17 protein-coding genes are annotated in these 20,794 nt (G+C 71.2%); 7 read left to right on the forward strand and 10 right to left on the reverse strand.

Features of this window, described 5'->3' with window-relative positions; translation table 11 throughout:
- The first annotated feature begins 204 nt into the window (after positions 1-204).
- Together AHOG_RS14960 and AHOG_RS14965 are read left to right on the forward strand one after the other, a co-directional pair.
- Positions 205-762 (forward strand): TetR/AcrR family transcriptional regulator, encoded by a 558-nt coding sequence (locus AHOG_RS14960; protein ID WP_093941908.1) that lies wholly within the window; start codon positions 205-207, stop codon positions 760-762.
- Positions 759-2,318, forward strand: a complete 1,560-nt coding sequence (locus AHOG_RS14965; protein WP_093941909.1) for an MFS transporter — start codon at positions 759-761, stop codon at positions 2,316-2,318. Before AHOG_RS14960 ends, AHOG_RS14965 begins: the two co-directional genes overlap by 4 nt.
- A gap of 354 nt (positions 2,319-2,672) precedes the next feature.
- Here the strand turns inward: AHOG_RS14965 and AHOG_RS14970 are convergent, their stop codons facing one another.
- Genes AHOG_RS14970 through AHOG_RS14980 form a run of 3 tightly spaced genes read right to left on the reverse strand, consistent with a single transcriptional unit; the run spans position 2,673 to position 5,755 of the window.
- Positions 2,673-4,064, reverse strand: coding sequence for a restriction system modified-DNA reader domain-containing protein (locus AHOG_RS14970; protein WP_093941910.1), 1,392 nt, complete (start codon positions 4,062-4,064; stop codon positions 2,673-2,675).
- A gap of 6 nt (positions 4,065-4,070) precedes the next feature.
- Positions 4,071-4,817 carry a hypothetical protein gene (locus tag AHOG_RS14975; protein WP_093941911.1) on the reverse strand — a complete coding sequence of 249 codons (747 nt, stop codon included), beginning with the start codon at positions 4,815-4,817 and terminating at the stop codon, positions 4,071-4,073.
- Positions 4,814-5,755 (reverse strand): ParA family protein, encoded by a 942-nt coding sequence (locus tag AHOG_RS14980; protein ID WP_093941912.1) that lies wholly within the window; start codon positions 5,753-5,755, stop codon positions 4,814-4,816. The genes AHOG_RS14975 and AHOG_RS14980 overlap by 4 nt, the downstream gene beginning before the upstream one ends.
- A 460-nt stretch (positions 5,756-6,215) precedes the next feature.
- Here AHOG_RS14980 and AHOG_RS14985 point away from each other — a divergent pair, with 460 nt between their 5' ends.
- Positions 6,216-7,058 carry a GIY-YIG nuclease family protein gene (locus AHOG_RS14985; protein WP_211290401.1) on the forward strand — a complete coding sequence of 281 codons (843 nt, stop codon included), beginning with the start codon at positions 6,216-6,218 and terminating at the stop codon, positions 7,056-7,058.
- Between the two features lie 41 nt (positions 7,059-7,099).
- Here the strand turns inward: AHOG_RS14985 and AHOG_RS14990 are convergent, their stop codons facing one another.
- Positions 7,100-8,635, reverse strand: a complete 1,536-nt coding sequence (locus AHOG_RS14990; protein WP_093941913.1) for an MFS transporter — start codon at positions 8,633-8,635, stop codon at positions 7,100-7,102.
- A gap of 369 nt (positions 8,636-9,004) precedes the next feature.
- On the opposite strand from AHOG_RS14990, the gene AHOG_RS14995 reads away from it, so the two are divergent.
- Positions 9,005-9,940 (forward strand): helix-turn-helix domain-containing protein, encoded by a 936-nt coding sequence (locus AHOG_RS14995; RefSeq protein ID WP_211290402.1) that lies wholly within the window; start codon positions 9,005-9,007, stop codon positions 9,938-9,940.
- Between the two features lie 471 nt (positions 9,941-10,411).
- On the opposite strand, the gene AHOG_RS15000 is transcribed toward AHOG_RS14995, so the two are convergent.
- Together AHOG_RS15000 and AHOG_RS15005 are read right to left on the reverse strand one after the other, a co-directional pair.
- On the reverse strand, positions 10,412-11,446 hold the full coding sequence (locus tag AHOG_RS15000) for an enoyl-CoA hydratase/isomerase family protein (RefSeq protein WP_093941915.1): 1,035 nt from the start codon (positions 11,444-11,446) through the stop codon (positions 10,412-10,414).
- A complete protein-coding gene (locus tag AHOG_RS15005; protein WP_093941916.1) occupies positions 11,443-11,787 on the reverse strand; it encodes a hypothetical protein in 345 nt (114 codons plus the stop codon). Before AHOG_RS15005 ends, AHOG_RS15000 begins: the two co-directional genes overlap by 4 nt.
- Before the next feature lie 447 nt (positions 11,788-12,234).
- Here AHOG_RS15005 and AHOG_RS15010 point away from each other — a divergent pair, with 447 nt between their 5' ends.
- Entirely contained in the window at positions 12,235-12,621 is a 387-nt protein-coding gene (locus AHOG_RS15010) for a YchJ family protein (protein ID WP_093941917.1), read from the forward strand.
- 614 nt (positions 12,622-13,235) lie between these two features.
- On the opposite strand, the gene AHOG_RS15015 is transcribed toward AHOG_RS15010, so the two are convergent.
- On the reverse strand, positions 13,236-15,245 hold the full coding sequence (locus tag AHOG_RS15015) for a heavy metal translocating P-type ATPase (RefSeq protein WP_245856247.1): 2,010 nt from the start codon (positions 15,243-15,245) through the stop codon (positions 13,236-13,238).
- Positions 15,238-15,648, reverse strand: coding sequence for an ArsR/SmtB family transcription factor (locus AHOG_RS15020; protein WP_211290657.1), 411 nt, complete (start codon positions 15,646-15,648; stop codon positions 15,238-15,240). The genes AHOG_RS15015 and AHOG_RS15020 overlap by 8 nt, the downstream gene beginning before the upstream one ends.
- Before the next feature lie 287 nt (positions 15,649-15,935).
- Here AHOG_RS15020 and AHOG_RS15030 point away from each other — a divergent pair, with 287 nt between their 5' ends.
- Positions 15,936-16,499 (forward strand): putative immunity protein, encoded by a 564-nt coding sequence (locus AHOG_RS15030; protein WP_093941920.1) that lies wholly within the window; start codon positions 15,936-15,938, stop codon positions 16,497-16,499.
- 664 nt (positions 16,500-17,163) lie between these two features.
- On the opposite strand, the gene AHOG_RS15035 is transcribed toward AHOG_RS15030, so the two are convergent.
- Positions 17,164-17,853: an LmbU family transcriptional regulator gene (locus AHOG_RS15035; protein WP_245856248.1), complete on the reverse strand. Its 690-nt coding sequence runs from the start codon at positions 17,851-17,853 to the stop codon at positions 17,164-17,166.
- Between the two features lie 814 nt (positions 17,854-18,667).
- Positions 18,668-19,237 (reverse strand): TetR/AcrR family transcriptional regulator, encoded by a 570-nt coding sequence (locus tag AHOG_RS30260; RefSeq protein WP_093941921.1) that lies wholly within the window; start codon positions 19,235-19,237, stop codon positions 18,668-18,670.
- 181 nt (positions 19,238-19,418) lie between these two features.
- Here AHOG_RS30260 and AHOG_RS15045 point away from each other — a divergent pair, with 181 nt between their 5' ends.
- Complete coding sequence (locus tag AHOG_RS15045) at positions 19,419-20,600, forward strand: cytochrome P450 (protein WP_093941922.1); 1,182 nt, start codon at positions 19,419-19,421, stop codon at positions 20,598-20,600.
- Positions 20,601-20,794: the final 194 nt, after the last annotated feature.

Here is a 20,794-nt window from a genome sequence, read left to right on the forward strand (position 1 = left end):
CTCACGCGGAGCCCGCCGGCCCGGTACCGAATCCCGGCGGCCTGACCGATCGACCCGCGCGGAACGCCGCCCGGCCTCGGTGATGCGGATCACCGGGCCGATCGCCGCCGTTCTTGTACTTTTGTACTAGTACATCAGTACCAGTTCTGGGAGTGACGACATGCAGAGCCCGGCCGCCGAGCAGCCCGTGGGAGCAGCACGCTCATGACCGCCCGCAGGAACCCGGAGGCACGGCGGCAGGCCATCATCGACGCCGCCGTGCAGGAGATGCTCGCCAACGGCTCCTCCGCCCTGACACACCGCCGGGTGGCCGAGGCCGCCGGGGTGCCGCTGGGCGCCACCACCTACTACTTCGACTCCCTGGACGATCTGCGCACCGCCGCGCTGCGGACCATCGCCGAACAGGCCGAGGAGGAACTGCGAGAGCTCGCCGAGGCCGTCCACGGCTGCGGCGGGAGTCCGGCGGGCATCGCCGAGCTGTTCGCCGACTATCTGCGCGATCGCGACCGGCTCCAGGCCGAGAGCCTGCTCTACTTCGCAGGCGTGTACGACCCGGGTTTCCGCCCGATGGCTCGGCAGTGGGTGGCCGGCCTCACCGAGATCCTCTCGGCCTATACCTCGAGTGAGGCGGCCAAGGCCGTCGCCGTCTACCTGGACGGCGTCTTCCTGCACGCGCTGCTCGACGACCGCCCCGTCGAGGCGGCGCCGCTCCGCCTGGCCGTCACCGCCCTGATGAACGCCGCACCGAAGGAGCAGTCGTGACCACGCCCCGCACTCCGGACGCCCCGGGCTCCACGGCGGGACACCTCTCCACCGGACGACGCTGGGCCGCCCTGGCCGTCCTGGCCGCGAGCCTGCTGGCCGTGGTCATGGACATGACCATCCTCAACGTCGCCCTGCCCGAGATCGCCGCCACGCTGTCCCCGACCGCCGCGCAGCAGCTGTGGATCGTCGACGTCTATTCGCTGGTCCTGGCCGGCCTGCTGGTCACCATGAGCACGCTGGGTGATCGCTGGGGCCGCAAGCGGATGCTCCTGACCGGGTTCGCCGTCTTCGGCGCGGGCTCACTGCTCATCATGGCGGCCGAGACGGCGCCCCTGGTGATCGCCGTGCGCGCGCTGCTGGGCGTGGGCGGAGCGATGATCATGCCGGCGACGCTGTCGATGATCCGCAGTCTGTTCACCGACCCCGGCGAGCGGGCCAGGGCACTGGGTGTCTGGGCGGCCGTGGCCTCGTTGGGCGCCGCGATCGGGCCGATCGTGGGCGGCCTGCTGCTCGAGCACTTCTCCTGGCGCGCGGCGTTCCTGGTGAACGTGCCGTGGATGGCCGCCGCGATCATCGTGAGCCTGTTCCTGCTGCCCGAGGCACGCGATCCGGCTCCGGGACGTTGGGACGCGGGGGCGACCGTGCTCTCGATCGCGGGCATGGTCGCCCTGATCTGGGGCATCAAGCGCGTCGCCAAGGAGGGGCCCGCCGACGTCCTGGCCGTGGCCGCCCTGGCGGCGGGCCTGGCCCTGCTCGGCTGGTTCGTGGTGCGCTGCCTGCGCAGCGACTCCCCGCTGCTGCGGGTCCGCCTGTTCGCCGTCCCCTCGTTCACCGCGGGAACGGTGGCGGCCCTGTTCACCATGCTGGCCATGGGATCGGCGCTGCTGCTGATCGCGCAGTGGTTCCAGCTCGTGGAGGGGGCGTCTCCGCTCCAGGCGGGCATCGGGCTGCTGCCGATGGCCGTCGCCTCGGCGGTGGTCTCGCCGTTGGCTCCGTGGCTGGCTCAACGGATCGGCGCCCGCACCGTCCTGATAGGCGGGCTGGCGGCGTCGGGGCTCGGCTTCGCCGTTCTGGCGCTGGCTCCCACCCCGTTGACCTCCGCGCCGGTGACCGTCGCGTTGATCCTCGCGGGCGCCGGGATGGGCTCCCTGGCGATCGCCTCGGCCATCATCATGTCGGGCACGCCCGTCGAGCACGCGGGCAGTGCCGCCGCGATCGAGGAGACCTCGTACGAACTGGGCGCGGTACTCGGCGTCGCCGTGTTGGGCAGTGCATCCGCCGCGCTCTACCGAAACGCGCTGCCTGCCGAGGACCTTCTCGCCGCCGGGCTGGCACCGGAGACGGTGGGGACGGCTCAGGAGTCGCTCGGCGGCGCGCTGCACGTCCTGGCTGGGCTGGGACCGGCAGGGGCGTCGGCCGCCGACCAGGCCAGGGATGCCTTCACCCACGGCCTCACACTGGTGGGTGCCATGGGCGCCGCGATCATGCTCGTCTCGGTGATCGTGGTGTTCGCCCTGACACCACGGGGATTGGACGTGACCAAGGGCCACTGAGCCGCTGGCGGCGGGCCCGTGCCGTGTCCTCGAGCGTCGGCGGGTGGTCTCCGCCGACGGCGCGGGCCGTGCCCGAGGCACGGCGACGCCACCAGCCGCCCGCATGCCACGCACCGCGTCGCGAGCCCGTCTCCGGGGGGCGGTCAGAGGGCCGTGTCCCTCTCCGCCGGGGCGCGCCCCGGCCGCGAGCGAGGCAGCCGGCCCCGAGCAAGGACTCGCCCGGTTCGCGGCGTGCCCGGCGGAAGCTTGGTCGATCAGGGCCGGATCACTCCGGCCCTGATCGACAAGGCCGCCCGCCCCCGAGACCCGACGTCGCACGACGTCCGACTCCGATCGCGGCGAGGCGGGACGAGATCACGCCCGGTCGCGATAGTTTCGCAGCAGGAGGTTGAACTTCTGCAGCTTCGCCACGGCGTCCTCGGGCACCGGGTCGGAGTGGAAGTGCATGATCTTGTTGCGCAGGACCCGGATCTCGTCCAGGCGGGCGATGAACGCGGAGCGGTCCAACGGCCAGCCCAATCGCTGCCACATCTCCCTGTTCTCCAGGATGCGCTGATAGTCCCCGATGGTGAGTCGGTCGAAGCCGGTGAGCTGCCTGCCGCACACCGATCCGACCTCCTCGATGTCGAAGACGCGACTCAGGACCCAGCGCAGCGTCTGATCCAGTTCACCGAGGTGGAAGAACGGGGTCGCCATCTCGCCGTACCGATGCGCCACGTCCGCCGTCGTGACGATGCCCTTGACGGCCTTGGTCTCGTCCAGGACGAAGACGAAATAGCGCTGTTGCAGGCGCGGCAGGATCTCGAACAGGTCCCGGTCGTAGGGAACGGCCTCCACGTCCGGCTCCAGCGCGTCGGCGACGATCGCGTCGGGCTCCTGCTGCAACGCGAGCGCGACCGAACGCCAGGTCACGGCGCCCCGCAGGTTACGCGCGCCGCTGAGGACCGCGAGCTGGGAATAGTCGTCCACCAGCATCTTCGTGATCGCCTCGGTCAGGCGACTGTCGGGACTGACCGACACCACGCCGCTCAGCGGCGACAGGTTCCCCACGGTGAGCCGGACGTTGAGGTCGTCCTCGCCCTCGTCGTCGGCGACGTGCTCGGCGACGAGCCCGACGTCGCCCGCCGTCCTGTCCTCCTCGTCGACGGGCGGCGTGGTCAGCAGGACCATCGTGTCGAGCGTGACCGCCCGAAAGCTCGGGGAGGTCACCAGTCCGTGGTTGGCCAGGTCCGCCTCGATCTGGCTCACCTGGTCACCACGGTCCGCGGCCCCCCAGAAGGTGAGGAGCTCCCGAACCGAGACCCGCTCCGGGTCGTCCTTCTCGGCTCGCTCCCGCGCCTGCCGCAGCCGGTCGTGCACGCTCTGTCGCGCGGAGTCCTGGGACGGCTGTCGCCGAGAGCCGTCCGCCGCCTGATCGAGGAGTTCCTGACGCACCGCGTCCAGAAGCCGGTCCTGGCCGACCACCGTCCACGCCCGCCAGCCGTCCACCGCACGCATCCCGGCCGCCACCATGGCCGCCCGGGACGGCGAGCGGAACTCCTCGCCGTCGGATTCGAGCCGGATGCGGCCCGTGTCGGTGATGATCGCGTCGTAGACGGCTCCGATGCGAGTGCGGGTGAATCGGAGCCGCGTTCCGGCCTGGATCAGACCGGCCTGCAACAGGTCCGAGACCGTGACCCGGCGCCCGTCGATCAGATACTGCGTCCGCGGGGTGTCCTCGCCCCTGGTACCCGACTCAGCGGCCACCGGCGCTCACCACTTCCGCAGCCCGGCGAACTTGCGTCGAGCGCCGATCGCCTGCTTGAGCACGCGCCTCCGCAGCTCCGGCCTGCTCAGACGCGCCACCCGAGTGAGCCGCAACTCGGCGGCGACGGCGAGCAGGCCGTCCCGATCCAGGTCTTGGGCCTCGAGATAGGCGGCGCCCTCCTCCTCCGTCTCGGTCTGGCGGAGCCGTGCGGCGACGGCCGCCGCGTCGGCGGATCGGGACGTGTCCGACGGTCGGGACGTGTCCGATGTCGGGGTCATGGACGACCGCGATCCCTTCTCGGCGGTCGCCCCGCCCGCGTCGGCTGCGGCCGGTCGACCGAGGCCGGTGGCGGCCGGGGTTGGTTCCGCACCGCCACGGGCGAGGAACTCCAGCAGCTCAGGTCGAGGAAGCCTGCTGTAGCCGCGCAGGCCGCACCGCTTCGCCACCGTGCGCAGGTCCGGCACCGAGAACCCGAGCGCGGCCAGATACCCCCGACGGTCTTCCACCGAGTCCGCCGTCTGGAGAGTGTGCACGGCCGTCTGTAGCGGATCGAGGAGGCGCGGCGTGGGCGGGGCCGGATCGGGATCGACGGCGGCGGCTGCGCGTGGCGTGTCGGCGTCGGCGTCGTCACCGGGCACGATCGCGAGGCGCGCGGTACCCCCGACGAGCGCGGCCAGGGTGGCATCGTCCTGTCGTTCCAGGAACTCGTACCAACGGGCGTGGAGCGTGATGAGCTTCCGTAGATCGTTCACCGCGCACCACCCTGGATGAGTCCGAGCGCGCCCAGCACCTCGTCGGCCAGCGCGTCGAACTCCTTGACGACGTCGTCCGTGCGCGCCGCGCTCAGCATCGCGGGCACGCCGCCGTCTCCCGACGAACCGAAATGTCGGGGACTGTGGCGGATCGTGCTCTTCAGCACGGGCACCGTGGAGTTGACCTGCACCTCGTCGATGTACCTCTGTTGAGAGAGGATCACCTGCTGCGAGTACATCTGCACCATGGTGAACACCGCGCCCAGGGTGACCGGCTCGATCGTGCCGTGCCCGCCCGCCCCACCGAAAGCGACGAACTCATTGTACTGGCCGACGAGCTTCACGCAGTTCTCGACGAGGTAGTCCAATCCCAATGTGGACAGGTAGTCCGCCTTGGCCGGTACGAGAATGTGATCGCTGGCGACGATCGCCGTCTTCGTCACGAGGCCGAAGTTCGGCGCGCAGTCGATGAGCACCAGGTCGTACTCGCTGAAGTGCTCGTCCCGTAGCGCGCGCCGCAGGCAGCCGTGCAGCTCCAGGAAGCGCCGCTTCGAACCCTCCAGAGTCGTGCTCCCACCGAGGAGTGCGGCAAGCTTCAGATCGATGTCGATCAGCGCCAGATGGGAGGAGATGATGTCGAGGCCGCCCTGAGTGTCGCCCATCGCCTCGTTGACCGGGTCCGGAGTGAGAATCAACTCTGTGAGCGGAAAGTCTCGCCCCGGCATGTCGCCCTCATACCACTGCTTGATCGTGCGTTCGTCACTGATGTCGCCATGCCACTCGTCGACCGAGTAGAACGAGAAGGTCAGATTCGTCTGCGGATCGAGATCGATGAGCAGTACCCGTAAACCTCGACTCGCGGCGATCGCACCGAGATTGGCGGTGAGGGTCGTCTTCCCCACCCCGCCCTTGTAGTTCATGACGGCCACGGTCTGCATCGGTTCCCCAGGCTCCCCACGCTCGGCGGGTACGGCGGACGACGCCGGAGAACCCGCACCGAATCGGCGCGATGACTTTCGCAGAGATCGACCGTTGAGGGCAACTGGCTTACGTTCGTCTCGACCCGAAAGTACGCCTGCCGATAGTCCGTTCGCCGTAGCCGCGTCGTCGTGACGATTCCCGCCGATGGCGACACGCCGTCGACATCATTGCTTGACCGAACAATGAACAAAGGTGTCGTGTCGTGCCGAAGCACGCAGGCGGCGAATCCAGGACGGCGAAAAACGGAGGGAAGGTCGTGTGACTGGTGGACCAGGTACGCAGGTTTCGACGTCCAATGGTCGAATCCGGATCGAAGGGCGGGACGCCCGTCACTGGCCCGACGACCGGCCCCGACGTGGGCCCGGCTCCGATCCGACCCGGCCGAAGGGCGATCGCCGCCGCGCTACGTTGGCCGCTGTGATCTCTCCGACCATCACCGGTGATCTCCGTCTCGGCCACGTACTCGCCGCGGCGGATGTCGACCCGGACGCCGCCGTCGCGCTGCGACACACCTACCAGGCCGACGGACTCCGGTCAGCGGCCGACCTCACCCCGGACAAGGTGCTCGCCTATACGCGCGCTCAGAAGCTGAAGCCGCGGTCGAAGGCCCTCTCAAGCCGGTACTGGCTGGTCTTCATGGCGGACCGCAACAGGCGCTCCCGGCTGATCGCGGTCTATGAGAATCACGGGGAGGTGCTCGCCGAGCGCACCGACGACCACCTGTACTTCGATCTCCGTCCCGTCGAGTCGTTGCGGTCGCTCGTCGGCAGGCTCGTCGTGGAGTGGTCGAAGGTCACGCTGAACTGGGCCAAGCGCGGGGCTGACGCGGCGGAGTTCCCCGTGATCGAGATCGTCGATCCGGAGGCCGTGCCCTTCCCCGGATTCGACCGCGTGCTGCTCGACTTCGACGAGTTAGAACAGGTGGTGACGGATTCACGCTATACGGCATGGCGTACCGCGCTCGGCTCCGTCGCCGGCGTCTACCTCATCGCGGACATCGACAGCGGCAGGCTGTACGTGGGGAAGGCGGACGGCGGCGAACGGATCCTCGGCCGTTGGCGGGCCTATGTCAGAGACGGTCACGGCGGGAACGTGGCACTGCGACGACTTCTCCACAGCGATCCGACCCATACACGGCATTACCGGTTCAGCATCCTGCGGGTCTTCGGCCCGAGCACTCCGACCGCCGAGGTGGATGAGACCGAAGCACACTTCAAGCGTGCGCTGCTGTCCCGCGAGCACGGCCTGAACCGGAACTGACGAACCGAAGCCACAGGTCGCCCAGGGAGCCGCCGAGAGAGTCAGTCGACCGCACGTCCCGGCTCGCCTTCCGGATCCGAGTGTCCACCGCGTCCGCCGAAGACCCCGCCGAGTCGTCGATTCTCCGGCCTCGGCGAGTGTCCGACGGCGGGTCCACGTAGGAACAGCCCCGTCACGAGCGCGCCGATCAAGGTCACCGACGCCCCGACGAACAGGCCTGCCCGGATACCGGCGGCGGAGCTGGTCGCCGCCGTGCCGGTGGCGCCGACCGTCGTCGACGCGACGACGGCGGCCAGCATCGCGACGCCGACCGCGCTGCCGACATGCTGAGCGGTCTGTGCGAGACCACCGACGAGTCCCTGATCCGCGGCCGACACTCCCGAGGTCATGATGCCGAGGAACGACACCACCGCGAGAACATGTCCGAAGCCCAGCGCCGACGTCGTGAGCAGTAGCAGGGTCAGGTCGCCTTCCTCCGGCAGCAACAGCATCGCCGAGGTGCCGAACCCCTGCACGAGCAGACCGATGAGCAGGATCCGTGGACCGCCGAGCGCGGCGATGAACCTCGGGGCCAGGATGGCGGCCAGGATGGCGGCGACGCCTTCGGCGAGGAAGCCGACCCCGGTCGCCAGGGGACTCCAGAGCAGCACGTCCTGCAGGTAGAGGCTCAACAGGACCGTGGTTCCGCCGCACATCCCGAAGGTGACGAGGCCGGCCAGGCCGCCCCAGGTCACCGACCGCCGTCGCAGGATCGACGGCGGCACGAGGGGCGCCTCCCGCCTGCCCTCGACGTAGCGGAACGTGCTCAGCAGGATCGCGGCGGCCAGCAGCAGAGACACGGCGAACGGGTTCGTCCAGCCCGTGCTGCCCACGGTCGAGATCCCGTAGACCAGGGCGAGCATGCCGCCGGTGACCAGCAGCGCTCCGGGAACGTCAAGCCGGGCGGGGCGTCGTTCCTCCTGTCGTGGCAGCAGGGAGACCGCACCGAGGAGCACGAGGACTCCCATGAAGACGAGAATGATCATCGTCCACCGCCAACTCAGCCCCTCGGTGATGACTCCGCCGCCGATGGTGCCCACGACGAATCCCGACGAGAGCACCGCACCGCTGATACCGAGGGCCTTGTCCCGGCGCGGGCCCTCGGGGAACAGCGCGGTGAGCAGCGCGAGCGCGGTGGCACCGACCATCGCGGAGCCGACGCCCTGCCCCGCCCGGGCCGTGATGAGCGTCCACGGCATCGTGGCAAGCCCCGCCATCAGCGAGAAGGTCGTCACGATGACCATGCCTGCGAGGAACAGTCTCCGGCGACCGACCAGATCCGAGAGTCTGCCGAACAACAGCAGGAATCCCGCGGTGGGGAGGATGAAGGCGGTCACGACCCACTGCAGTTCGTCGGGCCCGCCGAAGTTCAGGCCGCTGCCGATGGCGGGCAGCGCCACCGTGACGATCGAGAAGTCCATCGCGATCATGAACTGGGCGGCGCACACGGTGATCAACGTGAGCAGCGCTCGAACGCCGAGGCCGTGCTGGGTCGCATTCCCCGAGGAGTCGGTGCCGGAGATCGTTCTGTCCGTCATGCCCGTCGTCGCCCTCTCCACAGCCGTCTTCGTGTTCGCACAGTGATCCTGATCGGCCAGGAGCGAGTCGACGAGCCCTCTGCTCAGGGCATGATTCCGACTGGTGCCACGGAGAGTGGCAGGCTCCGCCGCGGCGCGGGAGATCGTCCCGACGTTCCGTCGCCGTGGTCCACCAGGTCCGCGGAGCGCAACCGGGCCACGTCCTCGCCCGACGTCATGCGGCGGCAGGCCGCGCACCGGCCCGCACCCCGACCCGCCTGAGCGCGGGCACGGCGGCGCGACGGTCGTCCGGCCTGGCCGCATCGAGACGGTTCTCGTCTGGCGATGACTATCACTGTCAGTGGCAGGCACGGCGCCACGGAGACGTGCATGCTGAGGTCCATGGCGGAGCGTTCGGAGTTCGGGGACTTCCTCCGGTCGAGGCGAGCGAGGGTCAGCCCCGAGAACGCGGGCATTCCCCGGCACGGTCGTCGTCGGGTCCGGGGCCTTCGCCGGGAGGAGCTGGCGCAGCTCGCCGGGATCAGCGTCAGCTACTACATCCGGCTGGAGCAGGGACATGACGGCAGTGCGTCCGACTCGGTGCTGGACGCGCTGGCACGGGCCTTGCGTCTCAGCCCGGCCGAGCGCTCCCACCTGTACAGCCTCACCCGGAGTCGACGCCGCACGCGCCCCACTGCCGAACCGGAGCGGGTACGCGACGGCATCGAACTCCTCGTCGACTCGTTGGATCGACTGCCCGCGCTGGTCCTCGGCAGGTACGGCGACGTACTCGTCTGGAATCGGCTCGCCCATGCACTCCTGGCAGGGCATCTGCCCTACGAGGCGGCGCGCGGCGGAGGCGGCAGGCCGAACTGGACGCGAATGTTCTTCCTCGATCCTCGCTTCCGCGCACTGTTCCTCGACTGGGAGGAGAAGGCCCGTGACACCGTGGCGGATCTCCGGATGATCGCGGGTGGACACCCCGCCGACCAGCGGATCGCCGAGATCGTCGGTGAACTGTCGAGGAGGAGCACCGAGTTCGCCGCGCTCTGGTCGGCGCATGCCGTGTGGCGGTGCGTCTCACACGATCGCCGCCTCCGGCACCCGGTCGTCGGTGAGCTGACGTTGGCCGACGAACTGATGACGCTGCCCGATGACGACGGCCAACGCCTCGTGATCTTCCGCGCCGTGCCGCGTACGTCGTCGGCGGCCGCGCTGACCCTGCTGGCGGAACTCTCCACCGGGGACACCGGGCGGGCGACACCGCACCCCGACGCCCTGGTGGCCGACGACGTCGCCTCTCGCGGCGCCAACGGCCGAGCATGACCGGTCCGACATCATCCGAGTAGGGAGTTCAGCGCCGATGAGACGGTCCCTGCGATGGTTTCCCGGAGGGACCGACGCTCGGCGCACCGCGGTACGGCCTGGTCAGCGATGCCGGGACGCGCTTCGCCGGGAACGCGGGCATGATCTCCTTCCGGTCCTCGGTGGCGCAGGCGGAGCGGAAGAGGCACCGTTCGACCAGCGGACTCGGCCACACCCGCCTCGAGGGAGCGGTTCGCCGCCTCCTTGGCCATCGCGACCGCGGGCGCCGACATCGCGGGCGATCGTGCTCGCGACGGCGACGGTCTCTTCGAGGGGCCACGCCGCGGGAGCGACGCACGGGACCAGGCCGGACCGTTGGCATCCGCGGCATCCGCGGTGCCCGTGAGACACAGGCCCTCCTCGGTCGTCCCGACGGCGCGGGCGAGGCACTGTGATCAGCCCATGTCGCGCAGCTCGAGTCAGACGACGGGGTCATCGGTCCGCTCCCCTTCGCTCGTCGTCGCCGAGGTCGGCGAAGTAGGAGTCGACGATCGCGTCGTCGACCTCGGCCAGGGTCGCGGGCGACCAGCGGGGCGCGCGGTCCTTGTCGACGATCCGCGCCCGGACGCCCTCGACGAGATCCGGCGAGGCCAGCGCCCGGCAGGAGATCCGATACTCCTGGTCCAGGACGGCCGCCAGATCCGGAAGCGCGGCGGCCGAGCGCAGGGCACGCAGGGTGACCTTGAGCGCGGTCGGCGAACCGCCGTCGATCTGCTTCGCCGCAGCCACCGCCGCGTCACCGCCGTCGCGGAGCCGATCGAGGATCTCCTCCACCGTGTCGGCCGCGTAGCAGTGGTCGATCCACTCGGCCTCGGCCGCCAGCGGGCTCGGCGGTGGCGGGCCGGCCACCATCGCCGCGGCCGCGTCCGGGGTGTGGTCCGCCAGCGCGTCGATCAGGTCCGGGAGTCGGGACGCGGCGACGTAGTGGTCGGCGAGACCGCAGTGGATCGCGTCGGCCGCCGTCAGCCGCGCGGCGGTGAGCACGACATGGGTGCCGAGCTCGCCGGGCGCGCGCGAGAGGAGGTAGGTGCCGCCGACGTCGGGGACGAAGCCGATGCCGACCTCCGGCATGGCGACGCGGGAGCGGTCGGTGACGATCCGGTGGCTGCCGTGCGCGGAGACGCCCACCCCGCCGCCCATGACGATGCCGTCCATGAGCGCCACGTAGGGCTTGGGATAGCCCGCGATCGCGGCGTTGAGCCGATATTCGTCGGCCCAGAAGGCGGGCGACGCGGTGCCGCCCGCGCGGGCGTCGTCGTAGATGGAGCGGATGTCGCCGCCCGCGCAGAGCCCTCGGTCGCCCGCGCCGTCGATGACGACCGCCCGGACACCGGTGTCGACCCGCCAGTGTTCGAGCCGGGCGGCGATCGCGCGGACCATGTCGTGGTTCAGGGCGTTGAGCACGCCGGGCCGGTTCAGCGTGATCCGACCCAGTCCGTCGTGGACGGAGAATTCGACGTCGCTCATGGGGCCTCCTGCATCCGGCGCGAGATGGTCACCCGCATGATCTCGTTGATCCTCTCAAGGGTCTGGTGGACCTGCGGAGGCCGGACGGCCTTCTCGATGCCGTGATCGGCGAGGCAGCCGTGACACCGTGCGGCTGGGGCGGTCCGATTCGCGACCGCGAAGCCCGCCCCGGCGCGGAAGCGCTCGGCCATGGCGACGAGCCGGGTGGCCGTGTCCTCCCGCACGCGTCGACCTGGTCCGTGCGCGGACGCAGGCAGCCGGGCCAGGTCGTCCTCGTCGGCACGGACCAGGACGACGAAGCGCATCAGCACCCTGGCGCGACGCCGCGGATTCCACTGCACCGGCCAGGTCTCATCGGGCGGCGGCGACCTCGACGGCGGCGAACCGGCCCGAGGCGCCAGGAGCGACGTTCCCGCCGATGAAGTGGTGGCGTGTGCAGGGCCTCGCCTGTCCGCTCCGCAGGAATGGCGGAGTACGGCACGCCGCCGATCAACCGGCCGCGATCAGGGGTGTGTTCCGGTGCCGTGGCCGCGACTCTCCGCCAGACACGGACCGGGGATCCGGTCGGGGTCCTGCGGGCGGGAATCCGGTGGGCGTCTTCTTCGCAGGGTCTCGGCCTCGTCCGCGGTGCGATGCTCGACCCCGAGCGGACCGCACTCCGGATCCGCACCCGGCCGAGGCCGCGTCGAAGGCCGATCGGCGGTGTGGCCGTGCCGTGTCAGGGGCGGCGGCCCGCGTCGCGCCCGGGCGGTCCCGACGACGGCACGCACCCTTGAGAGACTGGGCGGGTGAGCCTGAGCCGGAGATGCCCGTGCGGGCACGGGGAGCCCTTCGCCGACTGCTGTGCGCCGCTGCACGCGGGCACTCGCCGAGCGGCCACGGCCGAGCAGCTCATGCGTTCGCGGTTCTCGGCCTTCGCCGTCGGTGACGTCCCTTACCTGCTGCGGACCTGGCATCCCTCGCGGCGGCCCGCGAAGCTCGACCTGGATCCCGCACAGAGCTGGTCCCGTCTGGACATCCTCGAGCAGACCGGCGGCGGGCCGTTCGACAGTGACGGGACGGTGCGCTTCCAGGCGCATTACCGACTGCACGGCCGGTCGGGCACGCTCACCGAGCACAGTCGCTTCCGGCGCACCGACGGCTCCTGGTTCTACGTCGACGGCGATCACGACTGACGCGCCGGCAGGCCCGCCACGGTTCGCCCCGCCACAGCCCACTCCTCCCCGCCACGGCTCGCCCCGGTTCGGCTCCGGGTCGGCGGCACCGAGGCGCGTCGTCCGCCCGCCACCGAGATCCCCGCCCATGTTCGTCAGCCGCCCCGCCGGGCGCCCTCCTCGGACGTTCTCGCCGGGGATCCTTGCCGAGGTGTCCTTGCTGTGGCGTCCTTGCTGTGGCGTCCTTGCCGGGCACGACGACGCCGTTCGCCCCCTCCGCAGGCCATGCACGGCCGAGATCGCATAGGTCCGGCGTGTCGGCGGATCGATCCTCTCCGCGGCCTCCTACTTCCTGAAGGCCCCGCCCGAGCAGTACGCGGACTCGGTGAGACCGGTAGCGGGTCGAAGTCTCCTTCAAGGCGATGTGGTCCTGCGGTTGTTCCCCGGATGCCCCAGACAATGATTTTGATCAACGCTGAAGCGACAGTCATCGTAAATCAATAATCGGCTCCATCCCGGGCAGGGGCGACGGCAGGCATCGTCGCCCGCCCCGCGCCTCCGTCCGGAAGCCGAACGCCGCTGTGGCTCCGAGCGGAGAGCGGCCGGTGACGGGTCGAGGGAACACGGATCACAGATCAGCAGGCCTCGCAGCACGGTGCGGACCCGGAGGCGGCGGGCGACGACGCGGACGCGCCGGGCACGGCCGGGCGCGGCGCCACGACACCGGGCAGTGCCGCGATGCGGGCCGCGCGGACGGCGTTGAGGATGACGAGGACCTCGGCCAGTTCGTGGATGAACACGACACTGGCCAGACCGAGGACGCCGAAGGCGCCCAGCGGCACGAGCACGGCGATGATCGCCAGTGAGAAGCCGACGTTCTGGAGCATGATGGTCCGGGCGTGGCGGGCGTGGACCAGTGTCTGAGGCAGGTGTCCGAGGTCTTCGCCCATCAGCGCGACGTCCGCGGTCTCGATGGCGACGTCGGTGCCCATGGCGCCCATGGCGATGCCGACGTCGGCGGTGGCCAGCGCAGGTGCGTCGTTGACGCCGTCGCCGACCATGGCCGTCCGGCCGTTCCGTCGCAGTTCCTCCAGCAGTGCTGCCTTGTCCTCGGGACGCAGCTCGGCGTGGACGGTGCGGATGCCCGCCTGGGCGGCCAGCGCGGCCGCGGTCCGGGTGTTGTCGCCGGTGAGCATCGCGACGTCGATGTTCATGCCGCGAAGGCGGTCGACGACCTCCGCGGCCTCCGGACGCAGTTCGTCGCGGACGCCGATCGCCCCGAGGAGCGTGTGGTCGTGCTCGACGAGCACGACGGTGGTCCCGGCGGCCTGGAGTCGCTCGACGTCCTCGGTCAGCGGTCCGGCGTCGATCCAGCCGGGTCTGCCCAGCCGTGACGTCACGCCGTCCCGGCTGCCCCGCAGACCGTGACCCGGGACGGCGGTGACGTCGTCGGCGGCGCGGACGTCCTCGGCGGCGTCGAGGATCGCGCAGGCCAGCGGATGCTCGCTTCGGCTCTCCAGCGCGGCCGCCGCGGCGAGGATGTCGGCCCGGCCGATGTCGGTCGAGGCCGAGAGCACGGCGACGACCTGGGGTGCGTTGCGGGTGAGGGTGCCGGTCTTGTCCAGCGCCACGGCGTCGACCCGGCCCAGCTCCTCCAGCGCCAGGCCGCCCTTGATCAGCACGCCGTGGCGTCCCGCCGCGCCGACGGCGGCGACCACGGTGAGCGGAACGGAGATCGCCAGGGCGCAGGGCGACGCCGCGACGAGCAGGACCAGGGCTCGTTCCAGCCAGAGCAGCGGGTCGCCCAGCATCGATCCCACTCCGGCGACGAGCAGCGCCGCGACCATGATCGCCGGGACGAGCGGCCGGGCGATACGGTCGGCGAGGCGCTGTCCCGGGCCCTTGCGGTCCTGGGCCTCCTCGACGATCCGCACGATGCGCGCCAGGGAGGAGTCCGACGCCCGCGCGGTCACGTCGACCTCGATCGCGCCGCCGCCGTTGATCGCGCCCGCGTGCACGACCGCGCCCGGACCCGCCTCGATCGGCATCGACTCGCCGGTGATCGCGGAGAGGTTCAGCGTGGTGCGGCCGAGGCGGATCACACCGTCGGTGGCGGCGCGCTCGCCGGGGCGCAACAGCAGCCGATCTCCGACCCGGAGGTCTTCGGGAGACACCGGCGTCTCCACGCCGTCTCGAAGCGTCGAGGCCGTCTTGGGGACCAGCCCTAGCAGGGCGCGCAGGCTGCGGCGGGTACGCGCGATCGCATAATGCTCGAGCCCTTCGGCGACGGAGAAGAGCACGCCGAGCATCGCGGCCTCATGGATCTGGCCGAGGGCGACCGCGCCGACGGCGGCGATGGACATCAGTGTGCCGACCCCGACTCGGCGACGCCGCAGGCCGCGCAGCGCCCCGGGCACGAACGTCGCGGCCCCGACGAAGACGGAGGCCAGGGCGAGGCCGGTACCGATCGTCTCGGCGCCCGTCGTGTCGATCAGCAGCCCGGCCGCGAGCAGCATGGCGGCCACCGCCGCATAGCGCAGCTCGCGCGTCCGCCATAGCCGTTCCGGGCCCTGCCGTCGGTCCGGCCCCTCTTGGCCGGCGGTGGTCCCGCGTTCCTGTTCGGCACCGCAGCAGGCGTCACTCACGTCGGCCGCCGGCAGCCGTCGTCTCAGCCGTTCCGGCCGCGCCGACGGCCGGAGTGACGTGCTCTCCCAGCACCGCGGCGAGCAGGGCACGGCCGCGGTCGGTCAGGGAGTACATCACCAGCCGGCCGTCCCGCCGGGAGGTCACCAGGGCCGCGGTCTTGAGCTGGCGCAGGTGATGCGAGACCAGGTTCTGCGCATGTCCCGCCACCCAGGCCAGGTCGCAGACGCACAGTTCCCCGCCCGCGGCCAGGGCGGCAGCGAGGCCCAGTCGGGTCGGGTCGCCCAGGGCCCGTGCCGCCGCGGCGGCGGGCTCCGCCACCGACAGCGGCGGCAGTCCGGTGCGGATGCGCTCCGCGTGCGGCAGATCCAGGCACAACAGGTCGCAGGAGTCGTCACGGTCCATCGCCATATCGACAATCTAACACTCGTTGATTCATTGAGATGTCGGCACGGCGATCCTTGCGGCGTGCCCGACGCCGAGGCGCCGTGAACAGCGGCGACACGGAAGAGCGCGGCAGCGGACACACCGTCGCGCACCGCGGGCAGGCCCGCCCGTGCCGGCGCCACGCCCGGGCCCGACGGTGCGACGGCGGACACCGGCCCTCCATCGACTTCGAGGGTTTCGGAGACACGACCAGGACGGATCGACGATGACGCTCCACCGATGCTTCAACGATACGGTCGAACATCATGACGCCGACCGCGGACGACGCGACGATCGACCTGACCACGACGGAACTGCGCGCGGTCACCGGCTATGCCGTGGCCTGCGCCCGCCCCGCCCTCGCGATCTTCGAGGCGAGCAGGCAGGCGGATCGGCGGCCGCGCGCCGCACTCGAGGCGGCACAGGCCTTCGCGGCGGGCGGCAGCCGCACCAAGGCCCTCCGGGATGTGGCCTGGGCGGCGCAACGGGCGTACGGGGCCGCCCGCGACGCCGGCCAGGAGGCCGAGGGCGAGGCGGCCCGCGCCGCCGTCGCCGCGGCGGGTGCGGCATTCCTGCACCCGCTGGCGAAGGCGACCCAGGTCTGGCATCTCCTCGGATCAGCCGCGCACGCGGCCCGGGCGTTCGAGTGCGCGGCCGGGGACGAACGGACGGTCGGCGCGGAGCACGTGGCGCGTGCGCTCGATCTCGCGGGCCCCGTCGTGGTCGACGTGCTGTCGCGATACCCGGCCGCGCCGTCCGGCCGCGGTCGGACGGGCGAGCTGCTGCGGAGCCTGGACACCGCGCTGCGCCGAGGCGCGACGGCGGGCTGACGGCACGGCCGACCGGGCGGCACCCGGCCGCGCCGGGCCACCCGCCGACCGCGACGGCGCCGCGCCCGGCGGCGGGGTCGGATCGATCCACGCCGAGCCGGGCTCGAGGTCGGCCCGCCCGCACGACGCGTCTCCGATCGCGACGCCGAGACGGTCGAATCGGGGGTTCTCGCGACTGGAGGGAGGCCACGCCGTCCGGGTCCGCCGTCCGGCATTCCGAGTGCTTTCCAGCGGAACCCGTCAAGGCGAGGAACCGTGGCGCACGGCCGAATCCACGCCCGAGGACGCTAGTCGGATGTCAGTCGACGACCTCTCTCCACGGTGTCGGCGATCCGGCGACGAACTGCTGACCGATCCGCATCGGTACTCGAGAGGCGCGCCGAGAGCCCGCGACCCATGCGTAGTGGTCGAGGAGTCCCGTATGGCCGAGATCGAGGACGCGGAACTCTCCCCTCGGCTGGTCGACGACCTGACGGTTCTGGCCGACTACGTACGCGGCCGGACGTCCTGACCTCGAGCGGTGCCGAGCCGACCCGGCACGAGTCGCTCGCGAACCGCGTACGAGTCGCGAGTGATCCGCGCGGCGCGGCGACGAACGGGACGGCGGCACGATGGGCGCCCCCTGGCAACGCGCTCACCGCGGCGGCCGGCGCCGCCCGTCCGGTCAGTCGCCGTGCGGCCGAGACGTGTCGGTCCCGTCGCGGGGCACCACGATCTCCACCGCGGTCGCGTCCGTGCTCTCCGCCGCCCCGGCCACCTGATCGAGCACGGCGGTCATCCAGTCCACGAGGTTGCGTCGGGAGCGACTGGCCGCCGCCTCCCATGCCTGGTGTCTGCGGTCGTCGATGCGCATCTCGACGTGTGTCATGCGCGGTCCGGTCACCTCCCGGGCCGCGTTGCGGGCGGCGCGGGCCCGGTTCCGCAACTCGTTACGAGACCAGGAGTGACGTTGGGCGCGGGAAAGCCAGCGGTCCTGCTCGTCGGGCGGCAGGGCCGCCACCTCGGCATGGTGTTGGAAGCTCAGACCCGGATGCCGCCGGGCGGGCGGGAACTTGCCCGCCACCCACGCATAATTGCGCAAGGTCTGGTAATCCAGATTCGTCTCGTTGATCGCCCGCTGGTAGCGGTCCGGGTATCGGGCCTGCCCGAACAGCAGCCAGTCGCCGAGCCACCAGACGGAGGACTCGGATATCGCGGCGATCTGTCGGCCGATCTGCTTCCACTCGTCGATCAAGAGCGTGTCCGCCAGCACGAGGGAATTCCGTCGAGATCGGATCTTCTTCATCGCGACCGGCACCGAGCGGTTCTCTGTCGCCACGGTGGTCGCCTGTCCGGAATCCTGCGGTAGCGTCATTCTTCGCGCCGTCCGTTCGTCACGTGATCTCACCCGTCGACATCGTCATCGTCCGTGTCCGGCGATCGTGAACGGACGAAGGGGAACACACCAGGTCAGCGGAATGATGAGACGGCGCGGGCGGCCAGACGATCGAGCGACCGGACATCGACCCGACGACACCGGGGCGGGCCGACGAGCGAGTCCGGCCGTCAGCGCCGTTCCGCCTGACGGAGTCCCGGCCGACACCACCGAGGAGAACGGATCGCCGTCACCACAAAGGCGCGCGGGGAGCTCTCGACTGTCGGCTCGACGACCTCGAACAGGACTCGACCATGATGGTCTGGAGTCGGTTCCTACCGACCACCATCCGGTATCCGAGTGTCATTCGAGAAGGCGATGACCGACGAGAACACAATCATTCGCCAACGACGATCGCGGTTCGCCGACCCGAAGTACATGACGACGAAATTATCTGCCCGCCGATGACGGCCCTACCGCCGATCGAGTGAACGTCGTCCGCCGTGGCGAAACGACGAGCAGCGACTGGATGACGGGAGATCGACACGAGTCGGCGCGCCCGAGGACGCGACGGATCGCGGGGACCGCACAGCCCACGGTCTGAGGACCGTGCCCGCGGCGGAGGAAGCGCCGACCAGCAGGCGATGTTCCGGCGCTCGAGTCGGTCGAGCCGCCGGGCGGGCGAGCGGGCGAGCGGGCGCGACGTCCAAGGATCGAGCGCCACGGATCGGCGCGGCCTCGCCGGGTGCGCCGCCGGCCTCCGGGCGGGCGCGGCGACGCCTGGTCGGCTCGGAGGCCGCGCCCGTCCCCCCGTTCAGTCCGCCGGGGCACGGGAGGCGACGGGGGCGGCCGACACGATGCCCTCCACCACACGGAGGATGCGCCCGAGTGCCTCGTCCGGATCGGGACAGCCGACGTCGAGCCAGCAGAGCACGGCCTCGACGACCGTGCTGGTGGCCAGCCGAGCCGTCCAGCGCCCCCAGGGCCCCGTCTGGTCCCCGGTATGCGGCAGGACGGCCGCGGTCATGGCATCGAGCAGTGCGTCGACCTGAGTCCGGCACGCGGGTTCGCGCACGGCGTGGTGGAACAGCAGGCGGAATGCCGCGGGTTCGCCGTGCGCCCAGCGCAGCATGCCTCCGATACTGTCGTCTCGCAGTTCGCCGTCGGTGGTCGTCGCCGCGTGCAGGTCCGTTGCCGCCCGGTCGACGGCCGCCCGGAGGAGATCGTCCTTCGAGTCGAAATGCCGGTAGAGGATCGCGCGCGTCACTCCGGAGGCCTGGGCGACGTCCTCCAACGACGTCGCGGCGAAGCCGCCCCGCGCGACGAGGACGGCCGTCGCCGCCCGCAGGATCTGCACGCGCCGTTCGACTCTGGACAGTCGCATTCTGCCTGACTCCTCGCAGCGGATCGCGCCCGTCGGCGCTGGTCGGACATGCCGGCTGTGCCGATCGGACGATCGAAGCACTCACCTGACCCTATGCCGCCGCCGCGACGCGCGGTTGTCGCCCGACGGAAGTAAGTATACGTTCTTGTGTACACGGCAACGCATACACAAAGGATCGTCGATGACCGACCCCTCCGAGACCGCCCCTCCCCTGCCGCTGGAGCAGCCGGAACCGCTGACACACGATCCCCGGCTGCTCGCCCTGCGGGAGCAGGCGTGTCCGGTGATCCCGGTGCGCGTGGCCCACGACGCCGCCGCCTGGCTGCTCACCGAGCACTCCGCGATCCGCGCCATGTATCAGGATCCGCACCTGGGCAGGACCCATCCGCACCCGTCCGCGGCCGCACGACTCGGCGACAACCCGGTGCTGCACGGCCCCAGCGAGCTGTACACCCACGCCGACGAGCACGCCGAGCACCTGGAGGCGCGGCGGCTGCTGTCGGGCTTCTTCTCGGCACGCCGTATCGCGGCGCTCACACCAGGCATCACGAGCACCGTGACGGAACTGCTGGCGGAGATGGAGACGGCCCCACGTCCCGTCGACCTCCACGAGGCGTTCTCCTATCCCCTGCCGCTGCGCGTGTTATGCGAGGTGCTCGGAGTCCCCTTCACGGAACGTCGACGGTTCACGGCGATGGTCCGACGAATGGACGGACGGGACGCCTCGGGCGCCGTCCGCGCCCATCACGACCTGGTCGGCCACCTCCGCGAGGTGACCGCGTTCCTACGCGGCCGGGGCGACGACGGCAGCGTGATCGCCGGGCTCTGCGCGCAGGGACTCGAGGACGAGCAGGTGGCAGGCTTCGCCTCCCTGCTGCTGTTCGCGGGCCACGAGAGCACCGCGTTCCACATCGACCTCGGCGTTCTGCTGCTCACCCGAGATCGGACGCTGCTCCGGCGGCTCGCGGACGACCCGGATCTCGTCGCGGGCGCCGTGGAGGAGATCCTGCGGCTCGGGGATCGAACGGCCACCGGGTTCCCCCGCTACGCGCGGACGGACCTGCGCCTGGCGGACCGGGCGGTCGCGCGTGGCGACGCGGTCGTGCCGTCGCTGGCGCTGGCCAACGTGGACCCGCGCGTCTTCGAGAACCCGTTCGTCTTCGACGTCGAACGGCGACCCAACCCCCACCTGACCTTCGGGCACGGCGCGTGGCACTGCCTGGGCGCCCCGCTGGCCCGCGTCGTGCTCCGAGCCGCCGTCACCGGCCTGGCGACACGGTTTCCGGACCTCCGGCCGGCGGTTCCGGTCGAGCGGCTCGCCCGAGGGGACTCGGGAGTCGCTCCCCTGCCCGTGCGATGGTGACCGGCGGCCTCAGCCGCCTGGCACGGGTCGCGTCGGGTCGCCGGATCCCGCGCGGCCCGTGGGACGCCGCGGCCCCGAACCGAGACCGATCGAAGACAGGCCCGCCGAATTCGCGACCGAGAGGCCTGGTCTCGGGGCACGTCGCGCCGTCCTCGTCGACGGCCGACGTGCCCTGCCCCGCCGCGCCCCCGCCG

Source organism: Actinoalloteichus hoggarensis, assembly GCF_002234535.1.
GTDB lineage: Bacteria > Actinomycetota > Actinomycetes > Mycobacteriales > Pseudonocardiaceae > Actinoalloteichus_A > Actinoalloteichus_A hoggarensis.